The 16,077-nt window shown below is 66.3% G+C and carries 16 protein-coding genes; 9 read left to right on the forward strand and 7 right to left on the reverse strand.

What is annotated here, in order from left to right:
- From H6X51_RS01810 to H6X51_RS01820, 3 genes are all read left to right on the forward strand, one after another.
- Positions 1–1,515, forward strand: coding sequence for a tripartite tricarboxylate transporter permease (locus tag H6X51_RS01810; RefSeq protein WP_185265813.1), 1,515 nt, complete (start codon positions 1–3; stop codon positions 1,513–1,515).
- Positions 1,508–2,545 carry an AbrB family transcriptional regulator gene (locus H6X51_RS01815; protein ID WP_185265814.1) on the forward strand — a complete coding sequence of 346 codons (1,038 nt, stop codon included), beginning with the start codon at positions 1,508–1,510 and terminating at the stop codon, positions 2,543–2,545. Before H6X51_RS01810 ends, H6X51_RS01815 begins: the two co-directional genes overlap by 8 nt.
- A 111-nt stretch (positions 2,546–2,656) precedes the next feature.
- Complete coding sequence (locus tag H6X51_RS01820) at positions 2,657–3,328, forward strand: cytochrome b/b6 domain-containing protein (protein WP_185265815.1); 672 nt, start codon at positions 2,657–2,659, stop codon at positions 3,326–3,328.
- Positions 3,329–3,361: 33 nt separating this feature from the next.
- Here the strand turns inward: H6X51_RS01820 and H6X51_RS01825 are convergent, their stop codons facing one another.
- Together H6X51_RS01825 and H6X51_RS01830 are read right to left on the reverse strand one after the other, a co-directional pair.
- The gene (locus H6X51_RS01825) at positions 3,362–3,832 is read right to left on the reverse strand and encodes a c-type cytochrome (RefSeq protein WP_185265816.1); all 471 of its coding nucleotides are present in this window, start codon (positions 3,830–3,832) and stop codon (positions 3,362–3,364) included.
- A gap of 96 nt (positions 3,833–3,928) precedes the next feature.
- Positions 3,929–5,677, reverse strand: coding sequence for a SulP family inorganic anion transporter (locus tag H6X51_RS01830; protein ID WP_185265817.1), 1,749 nt, complete (start codon positions 5,675–5,677; stop codon positions 3,929–3,931).
- Positions 5,678–5,884: 207 nt separating this feature from the next.
- Between H6X51_RS01830 and H6X51_RS01835 the strand changes: the two genes are divergently transcribed.
- Entirely contained in the window at positions 5,885–6,658 is a 774-nt protein-coding gene (locus H6X51_RS01835) for an SDR family NAD(P)-dependent oxidoreductase (protein ID WP_185265818.1), read from the forward strand.
- Positions 6,659–6,673: 15 nt separating this feature from the next.
- Positions 6,674–6,973 (forward strand): DUF2845 domain-containing protein, encoded by a 300-nt coding sequence (locus H6X51_RS01840; protein WP_185265819.1) that lies wholly within the window; start codon positions 6,674–6,676, stop codon positions 6,971–6,973.
- Positions 6,974–7,086: 113 nt separating this feature from the next.
- Here H6X51_RS01840 and aroE read toward each other — a convergent pair whose 3' ends face one another.
- The 5 genes from aroE to H6X51_RS01865 form a co-directional block, all read right to left on the reverse strand.
- The gene (aroE, locus tag H6X51_RS01845) at positions 7,087–7,893 is read right to left on the reverse strand and encodes a shikimate dehydrogenase (protein WP_185265820.1); all 807 of its coding nucleotides are present in this window, start codon (positions 7,891–7,893) and stop codon (positions 7,087–7,089) included.
- Positions 7,893–8,798, reverse strand: a complete 906-nt coding sequence (gene hemF / locus H6X51_RS01850; RefSeq protein WP_328795607.1) for an oxygen-dependent coproporphyrinogen oxidase — start codon at positions 8,796–8,798, stop codon at positions 7,893–7,895. The genes aroE and hemF overlap by 1 nt, the downstream gene beginning before the upstream one ends.
- 42 nt (positions 8,799–8,840) lie before the next feature.
- Positions 8,841–9,398: an L-threonylcarbamoyladenylate synthase gene (locus H6X51_RS01855; RefSeq protein ID WP_185265821.1), complete on the reverse strand. Its 558-nt coding sequence runs from the start codon at positions 9,396–9,398 to the stop codon at positions 8,841–8,843.
- A 52-nt stretch (positions 9,399–9,450) separates the two neighbouring features.
- A complete protein-coding gene (gene dprA, locus H6X51_RS01860) occupies positions 9,451–10,566 on the reverse strand; it encodes a DNA-processing protein DprA (RefSeq protein ID WP_185265822.1) in 1,116 nt (371 codons plus the stop codon).
- A 78-nt stretch (positions 10,567–10,644) separates the two neighbouring features.
- Positions 10,645–11,670, reverse strand: a complete 1,026-nt coding sequence (locus H6X51_RS01865) for a LysM peptidoglycan-binding domain-containing protein (RefSeq protein WP_185265823.1) — start codon at positions 11,668–11,670, stop codon at positions 10,645–10,647.
- Positions 11,671–11,808: 138 nt separating this feature from the next.
- Between H6X51_RS01865 and def the strand changes: the two genes are divergently transcribed.
- The 4 genes from def to trkA all read left to right on the forward strand — a co-directional run bounded on the left by def (position 11,809) and on the right by trkA (position 16,072).
- Positions 11,809–12,321 carry a peptide deformylase gene (def, locus tag H6X51_RS01870; protein WP_185265824.1) on the forward strand — a complete coding sequence of 171 codons (513 nt, stop codon included), beginning with the start codon at positions 11,809–11,811 and terminating at the stop codon, positions 12,319–12,321.
- Between the two features lie 96 nt (positions 12,322–12,417).
- Positions 12,418–13,371 (forward strand): methionyl-tRNA formyltransferase, encoded by a 954-nt coding sequence (gene fmt, locus H6X51_RS01875; RefSeq protein ID WP_185265825.1) that lies wholly within the window; start codon positions 12,418–12,420, stop codon positions 13,369–13,371.
- Positions 13,368–14,702 carry a 16S rRNA (cytosine(967)-C(5))-methyltransferase RsmB gene (gene rsmB, locus H6X51_RS01880; protein WP_185265826.1) on the forward strand — a complete coding sequence of 445 codons (1,335 nt, stop codon included), beginning with the start codon at positions 13,368–13,370 and terminating at the stop codon, positions 14,700–14,702. The genes fmt and rsmB overlap by 4 nt, the downstream gene beginning before the upstream one ends.
- Positions 14,699–16,072 (forward strand): Trk system potassium transporter TrkA, encoded by a 1,374-nt coding sequence (gene trkA / locus H6X51_RS01885; RefSeq protein WP_185265827.1) that lies wholly within the window; start codon positions 14,699–14,701, stop codon positions 16,070–16,072. Before rsmB ends, trkA begins: the two co-directional genes overlap by 4 nt.
- Positions 16,073–16,077 lie beyond the last annotated feature (5 nt).

A 16,077-nucleotide genomic window follows, 5' to 3' on the forward strand; every position in this document is an offset into this window, starting at 1 on the left:
ATGGATACACTTCAATATCTCGGCCAGGGCTTCGGCGTCGCCCTGAGCCCGAACAACCTGCTGACCGCGCTGGCCGGCACCACCATCGGCACCATCGTCGGCCTGCTGCCGGGGCTGGGCCCGATCAACGGCGTGGCGCTGCTGATCCCGGTGGCCTTCGCCCTCGGCCTGCCACCGGAAACCGCGCTGATCCTGCTGGCCGCCGTGTACCTGGGCTGCGAGTACGGTGGACGGATTTCCTCGATCCTGCTGAATATCCCCGGTGAAGCCTCAGCGGTGATGACCACCCTCGACGGCTATCCGCTGGCACGCCAGGGCAAGGCCGGTATCGCTCTGTCGATCTCCGCCTGGAGTTCGTTCATCGGCGGTTTCATCGCCACCGTCGGGGTGGTGATCTTCGCTCCGCTGCTGGCCACCTGGGCGGTATCCTTCGGCCCAGCCGAATACTTCATGCTGATGGTGTTCGCCACCGCCTGCCTGGCCGGCATGGCCGGCGACAAGCCGGTGAAGACCGCGGTGGCGGTGCTGATCGGCCTGATGCTGTCGTGCGTGGGTATCGATGCCAACAGCGGCGTATACCGCTTCACCTTCGGCAGCCTCGGCCTGTCCGACGGCATCCAGTTCGTGGTGCTGGTACTGGGGCTGTTCAGCATCAGCGAGATCCTCACCCTGCTGGAACGCACCCACCACGGCCAGAAGGCGATCAAGGCCAGCGGGCGCATGCTGTTCAACATGAAGGAAGGCGCCTCGGTGTTCGCCACCAACCTGCGCAGCGGCGTGCTCGGCTTCACCTTCGGTATCCTGCCGGGCGCCGGCGCGACCCTGGCCAGCGCCATGGCCTACATGACCGAGAAGCGCCTGGCCAGCAAGGACAACCGCTTCGGCAACGGCGACCTGCGCGGCCTGGCCGCCCCGGAAACCGCCAACAGCGCCTCGGCCTGCGGCTCCATGGTGCCGATGCTGACCTTGGGCGTGCCCGGCTCCGGGACCACCGCGGTGATGATGGGCGCCTTGACCCTGTACAACATCACCCCCGGCCCGCTGCTGTTCCAGAACCAGCCGGACCTGGTGTGGGGCCTGATCGCCTCGCTGTTCATCGCCAACGTCATCCTGATCGTGATGAACGTGCCGATGATCAAGGTGTTCACCCGTGTCCTGGAAGTACCGAACTGGACCCTGGTACCGGCCATCGCCATCATCACCTCGATCGGCGTGTACGCGGTACATGCCACCACCTTCGATCTGTTCCTGATGATCGGCATCGGCGTGTTCGGCTATATCCTGCGCAAGCTCGACTTCCCGCTGTCCGGCGTGCTGCTGGGCTTCATCCTCGGCGGATTGATGGAAAGCAACCTGCGCCGCGCGCTGTCGATCTCCAACGGCGATCTTGGCGTGCTCTGGGCCAGCCCGATCAGCATGACCCTGTGGGCACTGGTGGCCTTCATCGTGGCGCTGCCGTTCTGGCGTGCCTGGCGCGCCCGCAAGCGTACCGCGACCATGCTGCCTGATGCCTGACGGCAGTGCGCTGAAGTACCTGGCAGCCCCGCTCGCGGGGCTGCTTGGTGGATGGCTGGCCAGTCTGCTCCAAATGCCCCTGCCATGGATAACCGGCTCGCTGCTGGCGGTCATCCTGGTGCGCTGCAGCGGTTGGCTGATCAGTGAGTTGCCCGGCGGCCGCCGGGCCGGCCAGTGGCTGGTCGCCAGCGCCATCGGCCTGCATTTCACCGCCCCGGTGTTCGAGCAGATGCTCGGGCACCTGTGGTTGATCCTGCTCGGTGCGCTGTTCACCTGCCTGCTCAGCCTGCCGGGCATCGCACTGCTGCGCCGCCATGGCGTGGACCGGCCCACCGCCTTCTTCGCCAGCATGCCCGGCGGCGCCAGCGAGATGGTGAGCTTCGGTCTGCGCCACGGTGCCAACCCGGCGCGGGTGGCTGCCGCCCACAGTCTGCGGGTACTGCTGGTGGTATTGACCATCCCGGCGATCTTCACCTGGAGCCTGCCGGCCACCCCGGCCCCGGCGGCGGCCAGCGACTGGAACTGGCTGCTGCTGTTGATGCCGCTGGGGCTGCTGGCGGCACTGCTGTGGCGCCGCCTGGGCCAGCCCAACCCGTGGATGCTCGGCCCACTGCTGTGTTGTGCCAGCGCCAGTGTCCTGTTCGATCTGGAAGTGGCCCTGCCACCGGCTGCCAGTGCCATCGGCCAATGGCTGATCGGCAGTGCCCTGGGTTGTCATTTCGACCGCAGCTTCTTTCGCAGCGCACCGGCATTTCTGCTGCGCGTGCTGCTGTCCACCCTGGCCGCCATGCTGGTCGCCGCCGGCGCGGCCTGGCTGCTTGGCCAGACTACCCAGCTGGAGGTGGCCGGGTTGATGCTGGGCATGATGCCCGGCGGCATCACCGAACTGTGCCTGACCGCCGAGGCGCTGCAGCTGTCGGTGGCGCTGGTCACCGCACTGCAGGTGGCGCGGCTGTTTCTGGTGATGTTCCTCGCCGAGCCGCTGTTCCGCCTGTGGCAGCGCCATCAGCCGCTGTGTCAGGCGCCCTGAGCGCTAACCGCCCGCGCCCGGGCCTTTGTAACTGCGACTTTCAGCCCCTTGCCCGGTCATGCACCCCGGCGTTAGCCTTGTCCGCCCATTACCAAGAGGAGTGCTGTTGCCGTGCGGATTACAGTCTGGGATCTGCCCTTGCGGCTATTTCACTGGTTGCTGGTACTGTGCGTCGCCGGCGCCCTGCTGACCATCAACCTGGGTGCCAGCTGGATCGACTGGCATGGCCGCTTCGGCCTGGCGGTGCTCGGCCTGATCGCCTTCCGCCTGGCCTGGGGTGTGCTCGGCTCGACTCATTCGCGCTTCGCCAGCTTCTTCCCCGGACCCGGCGCCATTGCGCGTTACTGCCGTGGCCAGTGGCAGGGACCGGGACACAATCCGCTCGGCGCCCTGTCGGTGTATGCACTGCTCGGGCTGTTCGCCGTTCAGGCGGTCAGTGGTTTGTTCACCAGTGACGAGATCGCCTTCAGCGGCCCGCTGAGCCGCGCGGTTTCCTCCAGTACCGTCAATACCCTGAGCAGTTGGCACCGGCAAACCGAGCTGTGGCTGTATCTGCTGGTCGGCCTGCATATCCTGGCTATCATCGCCTACCGGCTGCGCGGCAAGCGTCTGGTCGGTCCGATGATCCATGGCCAGGTCGAGGTGGATGCGCCGGTCAAGGCGCCGCGTGGCGGCGGTGTGCTGGCGTTCGTGGTGGCGCTGCTGGTAGCCCTGGCGGTGGTCTGGCTGGCCAATGGCAGCTGGATTCCGACACCGCCGCCGGCGCCAGCGCCGGCCTGGTGAACCTGTGCGGGCAGCGCCCGCACGGTCGAGGGATTACTTCTGGCGGTACTTATCGTGGCAGGACTTGCAGGTCTGGCCCACTTCGCCGAAGGCCACGCGGATCGCCGCCTGATCACCACTGGCAGCGGCACTGGCCAGCTTGCCGGTGGTCTCGTTCAGGCGCGCGGAAATGGCTGCCACGTCATCGAAGTTGTCGAACATCTCCGGCTTGACCCGGGTCACCCGGTCGCCCACGTTCCGCTCGGTGCCCGGCCCGTACAGCGCGCCCATGCCGGAATTGGCGATGGCCGCCAGGGTATTGGCCGCCGCGGCGACCTGCGCCTGGTTATAGGCCACACTCTGGTCAATGACCTGCGCCTTGATCTTGCCCATGTTCCAGGACATGTAGCTGTAGCCGGCCTGACGCAGCTTGATCTGGTCCTCTGGGGAAACGGCCTCGGCCTGCGCGGTCATGCTCAGGCCCAGCAGCATGGCACTCAGCGCACCGGCTAGCACGGATCTCATCACGTATTACTCCTTGTCTGTAGGTATTCGGCGACAGTAAATCTGCCGCTCCGTTGTATAACGGCGGACAGGAGAAAATGCCAGTGGCCAATGGTATCAAGCTGTTTGCGGTGGCGGATCGCTCGGCCGCTTTACCTCGCTGAGGGTATTGAAAGCGATATAGGTGCTGGGGAACACCTCGCCGACCTGCTGTTCGATCCAGTCGGTATCCTCCAGCTGGTCCATCACCGGGCCCTTGACCTCGGCCAGGTGGATATTGATGTCCTTCTCACGCAGACCCTCGCTCAGTTCGCTGAGCATATCCAGCCCGGTACTGTCGATGTGGTTGACCGCCGACAGGATCAGCAACAGCTCGCGGGTGTCGGGATAGTCGCGCAGGGCCTGCAGGATGGCCCGCTCGATGGCCTTGGTGTTGGCGAAGAAGATGTTCTCGTCGATGCGGATGGCCAGCAGCTGCGGCTCGGTTTCCACCAGGTGACGCTGGGTGTTGCGGAAGTAGTGGGTCCCTGGCACCCGCCCGACCACCGCCACATGCGGGCGGCTGCCACGCCACAACTGGGTGACGATGGACAGTCCGACGCCGAGTACGATGCCACCCTCCACCCCCAGCAGCAGTACCCCGGCGGCGGTGCAGGCCAGTGTCAGGCCCTCGCGCCGGTCGTAGCGCCAGGCCCGCCGCAGGCTGGCGACATCGATCAGCGGGGTCACCGCCACCAGGATCACCACCGCCAGCACCACCAGCGGCAACCAGGCGAACAGTGGCGCTATGGTCAACAGGATCAGCCCTATCACCAGCATCGACACCACCCCGGCGAGCGGCGTGTTGGCCCCGGCCTCGACATTGACCCCGGAACGGGAGAAGCCGCCGCACACGGCAAAGCCACCGGTCAATGCCGAGCCGACGTTGGCGGTGCCCAGCGCCAGCAGCTCGCGGTCGGGATCAATGCTCTGGCGCTTGCGCCGCGCCAGCGACTGGGCGATGGACACGCTTTCGACGAAGCTGACCAGGCTGATCAGCGCCGCCGGCAGCAGCAGCGCACGCAGGGTAGATATGTCCGGCGTGGACCACACCAGCGACGGCAGACCCGCCGGCAGGCTGCCGACCACGGGTACGCCGCGCGCGCCCAGGTCCCAGCCGATGGTCACCAGCAGGCCGAGCAGCACCACCAGGATCGGCGCCAACCGGGCCAGCAGCCGCGCTGCCGAAGCACTCAGGCCCAGGCGTTGCAGATGCCCGGCGAGCAGGCTGCGGGCATACAGCAGCCCGCCCAGCGCCAGCAATCCCATACCCAGCACCAGGCTGTTGACCGGCTGCCACTCAGCCAGCAACTGCGCCGGCGAGGCCGGCAGGCTGGCCAGGCCAAGCATGTGCGGCAGCTGGCTGAGCACGATGAGAATCGATGCCCCGCTGATGAAGCCGCTGATCACCGGATGGCTGAGGAAGTTGGCCAGAAAGCCCATGCGCAGCAGCCCGAGCACGAACAACAGCGCACCGGACAGCAAGGCCAGCCAGATCGCCAGTTGCAGATAATGCTCGCTGCCGATGGTCGCCAGCGGTGCCAGCAGCGCGGCGGTCATCAGCGCGGTCACCGCCACCGGGCCGACCGACATGCTCATGCTGGTACCGAACAGGGCATAGCCGAGCAACGGCAGCAGGCTGGCGTACAGGCCGATCTGCACCGGCAGCCCGGCGAGCATGGCGTAGGCCATGCTCTGCGGAATGATCATCACCGCCGTGACCAGGCCGGCCACCAGGTCACCGCTGAGCCAAGCCAGCCGGTAGTGGCGCAGCCAGGCCAGCAGTTCCTCGCCACCGGGCGGCTGCAGCCGCGGATTGTCGCGCATCAATCAAATTCCACGCAGAAATCTCCCACCCCAAGAAATGCCGTCCAGGCTCCTGGGCACAGTGTAGCGCCAGCCGCCCGGCTGCGCACCGGCGGCGCCGGTGCTGCAGACTGATCGGCCGGTATTCAGCGCAGCCAGCGCACTGGAGTCCCGGCGGCGGATCGTCGATACTCGAGGCAAAACAATCGATGGATGGAGAACCGCAGCATGAGTCAGCAACGCTTTGATCTGACGGGCAAGACCGCCCTGGTAACCGGCGCTTCCAGCGGCCTTGGCGCGCATTTCGCACGGGTACTGGCCGCTGCCGGTGCACGGGTGGTGGTCACCGCCCGGCGCATCGAACGCTTGCAGGCGCTGGTCACCGAGTTGCAGGACCAGGGCCGGCAGGCACTGGCCCTGCCCATGGATGTCACCGATGCGGACAGCGTCAACCGTGCCTTCGACCAGGCGGAGCAGCAATGGGGGCTGGTGGACATTCTGGTCAACAACGCCGGCATCGGCGACCCAGTGATGTTCCTCAACATGACCGAGGGCAACTGGCGCAGCATGATCGACACCAACCTGGACGGCGCCTGGCGCGTCGCCCACCGTGCCAGCCTGGCGATGGCCAAGGCCGGGCAGGGCGGCAGCGTGATCAACATCGCCTCCATCCTCGGCCTGCGCGTGGGCACCGCGCTCAGTCACTATGCGGTGGCCAAGGCCGGCGTGGTGCAGCTGACCAAGGCCATGGCCATGGAGCTGGCGCGCAACGACATCCGCGTCAACGCCATCGCCCCCGGCTACTTCCGCACCGAGATGAACGGCGACTACTTCGATACCGCCAAGGGTCAGGACTATATCCGCAGCAAGGTGCCGATGCGCCGCCTGGGCCAGCTCGAGGAGCTGGATGGTCCGCTGTTGCTGCTGGCCAGCGAGGCCGGCTCGTTCATGACCGGGACCATCATCAATGTCGATGGCGGGCATCTGAACAACAGTCTGTAGGGCAGGGGGTGAAGTATGCGCGCAGCCATTGCATTGCTGGTACTGGGGTGGGTAATGGGCTTGAGCCTGCCGGTGCAGGCGTCGATGCGCTGCGGCACCGAGCTGGTGCGCACCGGCATGCAGATGGAGGAGGTGCTCGAGCACTGCGGCGAACCCCAGCAGCGCTCGGTCGAGGAACCTGTGGATGAGCACGGTTACCTGATCCGCGGGGCGGTCACCGTCGAACGCTGGCGCTATGGGCCGGACAATGGCATGTACCGCTACCTGCGGTTTATCGATGGCCGGCTGGTGGAGATTCGCTCACGGCGTTCCTGAGGTTCCCCCGGGCTGGCCGGACGGCCAGCATCGCGGCGGGGCGCCGCTCCCACGGGGATAGTGACGTTGTGGTGGGAGCGGCGCCTCGCCGCGATGGCGCAGGCACCGACTGCTCAGCGCAACGCCGCCAGCACCGGTGCGGTATCAGGGCGCACGCCGCGCCACAGCAGGAAGGCTTCGGCCGCCTGTTCCACCAGCATGCCCAGCCCATCGATGCAGCGCGCCGCGCCCTGCTCGGCGGCCCAGCGGTTGAACACCGTGGCTTCGCTGGCATACATCATGTCGTAGCACCAGGTATGCCCTGGGCGGATCAGGCTGCTCGGGATTGGCGGCAGCTGCCCGTCGAGACTGGCCGATGTGGCGTTGATGATCAGGTCCACCGACTCCTCGATCCATTCGAAGCCAGCGGCGCTGATCGGCCCCTGGTCCTTGAACAGCATGGCCAGTTGCTCAGCCTTTTCCACCGTGCGGTTGACCACGCACAGCTGCGCCGGCTGCGCCTGCAGCAGCGGCTGGATCACCCCGCGCGCGGCGCCGCCGGCGCCGACCAGCAAAATGCGCTTGCCGGCCAGCGCCAGCCCGGCGTTGTGCTGGATATCCCGCACCAAGCCCTTGCCATCGGTGTTGTCACCCAGCAGCCGGCCATCGTCCAGCCGCTGGATGGTATTCACCGCGCCGGCCAGCGCCGCCGCCGGGGTGTGGCTGTCGACCAGCGCCCAGGCCTGTTCCTTGAAGGGTACGGTGACATTGACGCCGCGGCCCTGGCGCAGGAACTCGCGCAGGGTGCCGGCGAAGTCGTCCAGCGGCGCCAGCAGCGCCTCGTAGCTCAGCTGCTCGCCGGTCTGGCGAGCGAACATGCCATGGATCAACGGCGATTTGCTGTGGGCGATCGGGTTGCCGATCACGGCATAACGGTCCATCAGTCGACCTCCTTCAACCAGTCGCGCGGCGGCAGGAACTCGTCGGCCAGGCGTGCTTCGGCACTGCCCGGCTCGGGTTGCCAGTTGTAGTCCCAGCGCACCGTCGGTGGCAGCGACATGAGGATGGATTCGGTACGCCCGCCGGATTGCAGACCGAACAGGGTGCCGCGGTCCCAGACCAGGTTGAACTCCACGTAGCGACCCCGGCGGTATTCCTGGAAGGCCTTCTGCCGTTCATCCCAAGGCGTATGGCGGCGGCGCTCGATGATCGGCAGGTAGGCCTGCAGGTAGGCATCGCCAATGGCACGCATGAACTCGAAGCAGCGCTCGAAACCCCATTGGTTCAGGTCATCGAAGAACAGTCCACCGATGCCCCGGGCCTCCTGGCGGTGCTTGAGGTAGAAATACTCGTCGCACCATTGCTTGTAGCGCGGATAGACATCCTCGCCAAAGGGCGCGCAGGCCTCCCGCGCTACCCGGTGCCAGTGGATGCAGTCCTGCTCATCGGCGTAGTAGGGCGTCAGGTCGAAGCCGCCACCGAACCACCAGACCGGCTCGGCACCTTCCTTCTCGGCGACGAAGAAGCGCACGTTGGCATGGGAGGTCGGTACGTGGGGGTTATCCGGGTGCATCACCAGCGATACCCCCATGGCCTGGAAGCTGCGCCCGGCCAGCTCCGGGCGGTGTGCGGTGGCCGACGGCGGCATGCCGTCGCCATACACGTGCGAGAAGCCGACGCCGCCCTTCTCCAGCAAGGCACCGCGCTCGATGATCCGCGAGCGTCCGCCACCACCACCCGGCCGCTGCCAGTCATCGGCGCTGAAGGTCGCACCGCCATCGGCCTGTTCCAGCGCGGCGCAGATGCGATCCTGCAGGGTCATCAGGTAGTCCTTGACGGCAGCGATGGCGGCGGCATCGGGGATGGATTTCACAGGCAGGGACTCCTCTCAGGCGGAACGGATGATGCTATCGGTTTGCAGATCCCTGATCATACTGGGATTGCGCTGGCGACCCAAAACCCCAGGGACGATATCGTCCAGCTCGCCATGGAAATACTGCTCGACCCGCAGCCGGGTACGCGCCGCCGGCCGCCCCGCCGGGTTGGCCGAGGTCGACACCAGTGGCCCGCAAGCCCGGCACAGTTGCTGGACCAGCGGGTGATCGCTGACGCGCAGGGCGACGCTGGCATGATCGCCGGTGATCCACGGCGGCAGGCGTCCAGCGTGCGGTACCAGCCAGGTGTTGGGCCCGGGCCAGGACAACTGCAGCTTGGCCAGCTGATTGTGCGGCAGATCCCAGAGCAGGAATTCGAACTGCTGCATGTCGGCGGCGACCAGGATCAGGCCCTTTTCCACCGGCCGCTGCTTGAGCGACAGCAGGCGCTCCACCGCCGCCGCGTCCAGCGGGTTGCAACCCAGGCCCCATACCGCCTCGGTGGGATAGGCGATCACGCCCCCCGACTGCACCACCCTTCGTACCTGCCCCAACCGCCAACTCGCCAGCATCTGTCATTCCCCTGATTGCGAGAGGCGACATTAGCCGAGCCGGCCCCGCGGCTCAAGGCCGGAAATCGCCGGCGCGGCAATATCCGTGTGGACTGTGCTGCACATGGCCGTCCAGTTCCAGTTGCAGCAGCCCCTGCAATACCTGGTGGATCGGCAGCTCGCTCTGGCAGGCCAGCCAGTCGGCGCTGACCGGATCGTGACCGATCCAACGCCATAGCGGATGATTGACCTGCCTGGTGCTGGCCGGCTCGGCAAGCGCCGCGCGCAATGGCAACTGCAGCACCTGCAGGACGTCCTGCACGGTCTCCACCAGGGTCGCGCCATCGCGCAGCAACCGATGACAGCCGCGCGCCTGGGGATTGTGGATTGAGCCGGGCATGGCGAACACCTCGCGGTTCTGCTCCATGGCCAGGCGCGCGGTGATCAGCGAGCCACTGTTGAGGCTGGCCTCGACCACCAGGGTACCCAGGCTCAGGCCACTGATGATGCGGTTGCGTAACGGAAACAGCCCGGCATGCGGGCTGGTGTGCGGCAACTGCTCGGACACCAGTGCGCCCCCCTCAGCCACTATGCTGTCGGCCAGCCGGCGATGCCGGCGCGGGTAGCAGTTGTCGAGCCCGGTGCCCCACACGGCGATGGTCTGCTCGCCGGCATCCAATGCGCCCTGATGGCAGGCAGCGTCGATACCCAGCGCCATGCCGCTGGTCACCGTCAGGCCGTTTTCCGCAAAGCTGCGGGCAAAGGCGCGGGCGGTGGCGGCGCCGTGCGGGCCGGGATGGCGAGTGCCGACCATGGCGATCTGCGGGTCGCCCAGCAGCTGTGGATTACCGCGCACGAACAGCACCATGGGTGGGTCGCTGATCTCGCGCAGCAGCCTGGGGTAACGGGAATCGTCCGGGGTCAGCAGATGGCAGTCCGGCTGCTGCAGCCAGGCCAGGCTCTGCTCGATACCCTGCAGTACCTTCGCATTACCCTGCTGGCACTGCAGGATGGCGTGCTGCAGGCGCGCGGGCAGGCCCAGTGCGCCAAGGCTCAGCAGATCGGCACCGAGCAGCGCCGGCGGATCGGCGACCTGCTCCAGCAGTTGCCGCCGCCCGGTCGGACCCAGCCCGTCGAGCAGGCTCAGGGCCAGCCAGGCCAACCGGCGGTCGCGCAGATCGAAGGGCATGGGATGGGTACTCGACAACAGCGGGGAGCTACGGCGAGAACAGCACAGCGGCGCCACCCCGGGTGGCGCCGCTGATCATCAGGGGTTGCGGACCTTGTCCAGGATTGCCAGCTGGCGCTGGGCGTTGAGTACGATGCCGTAGCTCATGCGCTCATACACACGGAACACCATGAGCAGGCCGGCGCGCTCGTCGGGCAGTTGCACGCGCTCGTTCTGGATGCGGTCACGCACGGTCTCACCGGTCTTGTAGATCGCCAGCACATTGCCCTCTTCGAGGTTGTCCCGGGCACCCTTGTTGAGGAGGACCACATCGTACTGGCCGATCTGGGTCACGCCATTGGGTACGTCGAGGATCAGCCCCTCGATCTCGTCCTGCGGATCGCTGGGGAAGAAGGTCGAGGCCACGGCGCGCTCTTCGGTCTCCAGCAGGCGGTCGCCGACGCGCACTTCCTGGCGGCTGCGGCTGACCATCAAGGTGGTGATGTCGCGCTCCGTGGCCAGTACCTGGGCATTACCGATTTCCTGTGCATGGATGCCGAGGAAGTCGCCGCTCTGCGGGTCGGTATAGGCCTTGCCGCGGCGGTACAGGCCATAGGCTGGGACATGTTCGTCCACCTCGCCGCGGGCATATACGCGGTTGCCGGCACCGGCGACGACGCTTTCCGCCTCACCACCGATGACATAGGGCGCCGCTTCCAGCTCCGCGGCGTTTTCCATGATGCGGCCGGCGTCGAGGAAGGCGTTGATCGCCTCCAGCGGGATGGTGGGAATGGCTTCGGCCATGGGCGTGGAGCGTATGCTCGGCGACAGCTTGATGGTGCCGCCCTGACCACGGTTAACCATCAGCCGTGGCTGACCGTCGATGTAGACCAGCGAGATGACATCACCGGGATAGATCAGATGGGGGTTGTTGATCTGCGGGTTGGCGTGCCAGATTTCCGGCCATTTCCACGGCAGGTTGAGAAACCGTCCGGCGATCCCCCACAGGGTATCGCCTCGGACTACTTCATAACGTTGTGGGTGGTTTTCCCTGAACACCGACTCCTGCGCCTGTACCAGAATGCTCACCGAGAGCAGTACCAGGCCGAGTAATGTTTTCCTCATGACACGAATCCCTTTATTATAGAGGCCAGCACCCAGGTCCCACGCCTCCCCCGGCGTGCAGGACCAGCTATACTTCCAAGCTGCCTGCATATTAGCAGCACCTTACAGATCAGTTCTACAAGTGCATCACAAACCGACATGGCCATATTGAATATTCTAGAATTTCCCGATCCACGGCTGCGCACCATCGCCAAGCCGGTGGAAGTGGTCGATGAACGCATCCGGCAACTGGTCGATGACATGTTCGAGACCATGTATGACGCACCCGGGATTGGCCTGGCGGCGACCCAGGTCAACGTGCATGAGCGCGTCATCGTCATCGACCTGTCGGAAGAACACGACCAGCCGCTGGTGTTCATCAACCCCGAGCTGGAGACGCTTACCGAGGAGCTGGAGGAAATGCAGGAAGGCTGCCTCTCGGTGCCCGGTTTCTACGAGACGGTCACCCGTCCCGAGCGGGTCCGGGTCAAGGCCCTGGGCCGTGACGGTGAGCCCTTCGAGATGATCTGCGAAGGCCTGCTGGCGGTATGCATCCAGCATGAGTGCGATCACCTCAACGGAAAGCTGTTCGTGGATTACCTGTCCAATCTCAAGCGTGACCGCATCCGCAAGAAGCTGGAGAAGATCCACAAGGCGCAGGCCAACGCCTGAGCCTGTCCCTGGCCTGAAGGCTTGCCGCGGCAAGCCTTTTTCTTTACCCGGACGACCACTCGGCAGGTGCCTGCCGAGCCAACAAGGCAGCATTGCATGAACCGCTCTGACCTACGCATCGTTTTCGCCGGCACCCCGGAGTTCGCCGCGGCGCACCTACAGGCGCTGTTGCAGGCCGGCCTGAATGTGGTCGCCGTATACAGCCAGCCGGACCGCCCCGCCGGGCGTGGCCACAAGCTGACGCCGAGCGCGGTCAAGCAACTCGCGCTGCAGCACGACCTGCCGGTCTACCAGCCACAGACCCTGCGCACGCCCGAGGCCCAGACCGAACTGGCGGCGCTGCAGCCGGACCTGCTGGTGGTGGTCGCCTACGGGCTGATCCTGCCGCAGGCGGTGCTGGATATTCCGCGCCTGGGCTGTATCAACAGCCATGCCTCGCTGCTGCCGCGCTGGCGCGGTGCGGCACCGATCCAGCGTGCCATCGAGGCCGGTGACGCGGAGACCGGGGTCACCGTGATGCGCATGGAAGCCGGGCTGGACACCGGACCCATGCTACTCAAGAGTCGCACACCGATCAGCGCCGGGGATACCGGCGGCAGCCTGCATGACCGGCTCGCCGGACTCGGCCCGCAGGCGGTGCTCGAAGCCATCGACGGGCTGGCCGCCGGCACCTTGCAGGGCGAGGTGCAGGATGACAGCCTGGCCACCTATGCGCACAAGCTGGACAAGACCGACGCGCGCATCGACTGGTCACGCCCAGCGCACGAACTGGCGAACATGATCCGCGCCTTCAACCCCTGGCCGCTGGCCCATGCGCGCTGGCAGGAGCAGCCGCTCAAGGTCTGGGCCGCCGAGGTCGAGGCCGGCCGCGGCCAGCCCGGCGAGATCCTCGGCTGCAGCAAGCAGGGCCTGCTGGTCGCCTGCGGTGAGCAGGCGCTGCGCCTGACCCGGCTGCAATTGCCCGGTGGCAAGCCGCTGGCCTTTGCCGACCTGTACAACGCTCGCCGCGACCAGTTCGTTCTCGGTCAGTCGCTGGCGAACGGGCAATGAGCCCGCGCCTGGCCGCAGCCAATGCGCTGGCCGCGGTAATCGCCGGCAAGGCCTCGCTGGGCAGCAGCCTGCCGGCGCAACTGGCACATGTCGCCGCGCGGGACCAGGCGCTGACCCGCGAGCTGGCCTTGGGTACCGCACGCTGGTTTCCGCGCCTGCAGGGGCTGGCCGACCATCTGCTGCAGAAACCCCTCAAGGCGGCCGACCGCGACCTGCAGGCACTGTTGCTGGTCGGCATCTATCAACTGCTGTACACCCGCGTTCCCGCCCATGCGGCCATTGGCGAGACGGTCGCTGTCGCGGTGAGCATGAAGAAGGCCTGGGCCAAGGGCATGCTCAACGCGGTGCTGCGCCGGGTACAGCGCGAAGGCGCCGAGCTGCTGGCAACCCTCGAACATGACCCGGTGATCCGTGTGGCGCATCCGCGCTGGCTGCAGAAGAGCCTGAAGCATGCCTGGCCGGCGCACTGGGAAGCGCTGTGCGCCGCGAACAACCTGCATCCGCCGATGACGTTGCGGGTCAACCGCCGCCAGGGCAGCCGTGACACTTATCTGGCGCGGCTGCAGGCGGCCGGGATGGAAGCAGCGGCCTGCCCGTTCAGTGCCGATGGCATAACCCTGGCTCAGCCCTGCGATGTGCAGCAACTGCCCGGCTTCGCCGAGGGCGCTGTCAGCGTGCAGGACGAAGCGGCGCAACTGGCGGCACCGTTGCTGGAACTCAAACCCGGCCAGCGGGTGCTGGATGCCTGCTGCGCGCCCGGCGGCAAGACCTGCCACATTCTCGAGCTGCAACCGCAGTTGCGCGAGCTGGTGGCCCTGGACCTGGAGCCGGCCCGCCTTGAGCGGGTACGCGACAACCTGCGCCGACTGGGGCTCGATGCCACGCTCAAGGCCGCCGATGGCCGCGAGCTGGAGGCCTGGTGGGACGGCCAGCCGTTCCAGCGCATCCTGCTGGATGCGCCCTGCTCGGCTACCGGAGTGATTCGCCGGCACCCCGATATCAAGCTCACCCGCCAGCCGCAGGATATCGCCGCGCTGGCCGAACTGCAGGGCCAGCTGCTCGACCGGCTGTGGCAGACGCTGGAGGTCGGCGGCATCCTGGTATATGCCACCTGCTCGGTATTACCGCAGGAAAACACCCAGGTGATCGAGGCCTTCCTCGACCGGCAACCCGGCGCCCGCCAGCTACCCGTTGCCGGCGATTTCGGCCTGGCGCAGCCCTGTGGCCGGCAGTTGCTGCCGCAGCCGGGCGGGCACGATGGCTTCTACCTGGCCAGACTGCTGAAACTGGATAACGGCACGACGCTGCGCGACCACAGGACCAGTGCATGAAGATCATCATTCTCGGAGCGGGGCAGGTGGGTAGCAGCCTGGCCGCTTCGCTGGCCAGCGAGGCCAACGACATTACCGTGGTGGATACCGATGCGGTGCGCCTGCGCGCCCTTGGTGACCGCCTGGATATCCGCACGGTGCAGGGCCGCGGCTCATTGCCCACGGTACTGCGCCAGGCCGGCGCTGATGATGCCGACATGCTGATCGCGGTGACCAGCAGTGACGAGACCAACATGATCGCCTGCCAGGTGGCCTACAGCCTGTTCCGCACCCCGACCAAGATCGCCCGCATCCGCGAGTCGGCCTACCTGACGCGCAGCGGGCTGTTCGGCAACGAAGGGATGCCGGTGGATGTGCTGATCAGTCCGGAACAGGCGGTAACCACCTATATCAAGCGGCTGATCCAGCATCCCGGTGCACTGCAGGTACTGGATTTCGCCGGCGGCAAGGTACAGCTGGTGGCGGTGCGCGCCTATTACGGCGGCCCGCTGGTCGGCCAGGAACTGCGTTACCTGCGCCAGCACATGCCCGGTGTGGATACCCGCGTGGCAGCCATCTTCCGCCGCGATCGACCGATCACGCCACAGGGCGATACGGTGATCGAAGCCGATGACGAGGTGTTCTTCATCGCCGCGTCCCAGGATATCCGCGCGGTGATGGGCGAGCTGCGCCGGGTGGAAAAGCGCAACAAGACCATCATGATCGCCGGAGGTGGCAATATCGGCGAGCGCCTGGCCGAGGCCATCGAGACCCGCTATCGGGTGAAGATCATCGAGAACAACCGCGCCCGCGCCGACTACCTGTCACAGAACCTGGATCAGGCCATCGTACTCTACGGCAGCGCCTCGGACCGCGAATTGCTGGTCGATGAGAATATCGAGGAGGTCGATATCTTCATCGCAGTGACCAACGATGACGAGGCCAATATCATGTCCTCGATGCTGGCAAAACGGCTCGGTGCGCGGCGGGTCATGGCACTGATCAACAACCCGGCCTATGTCGATCTGGTCCAGGGTGGGCAGATCGATATCGCCATCTCGCCATCCCAGGCCACCATCGGCACCCTGCTGACCCATGTACGCCGCGGCGATATCGTCAATGTCTACTCGCTGCGCCGGGGTGCCGCCGAGGCCATCGAGGTGATCGCCCACGGCGATGCACGCTCGTCCAAGGTGGTCGGCAAGGCCATCAGCGAGATCAAGCTGCCGCCGGGCACCACCATCGGCGCCGTGGTGCGCGATGAGCAGGTGCTGATCGCGCATGACACCACGGTGATTGAGTCCGAGGACCACGTGATCCTGTTCGTTATCGACAAGAAGCACATCCGCGATGTCGAGCGGCTGTTCCAGGTCGGGCTGACCTTCCTCTAACCGGC

Origin of the sequence: Halopseudomonas xiamenensis, assembly GCF_014219065.1 — a bacterium.
Classification (GTDB): domain Bacteria; phylum Pseudomonadota; class Gammaproteobacteria; order Pseudomonadales; family Pseudomonadaceae; genus Halopseudomonas; species Halopseudomonas xiamenensis.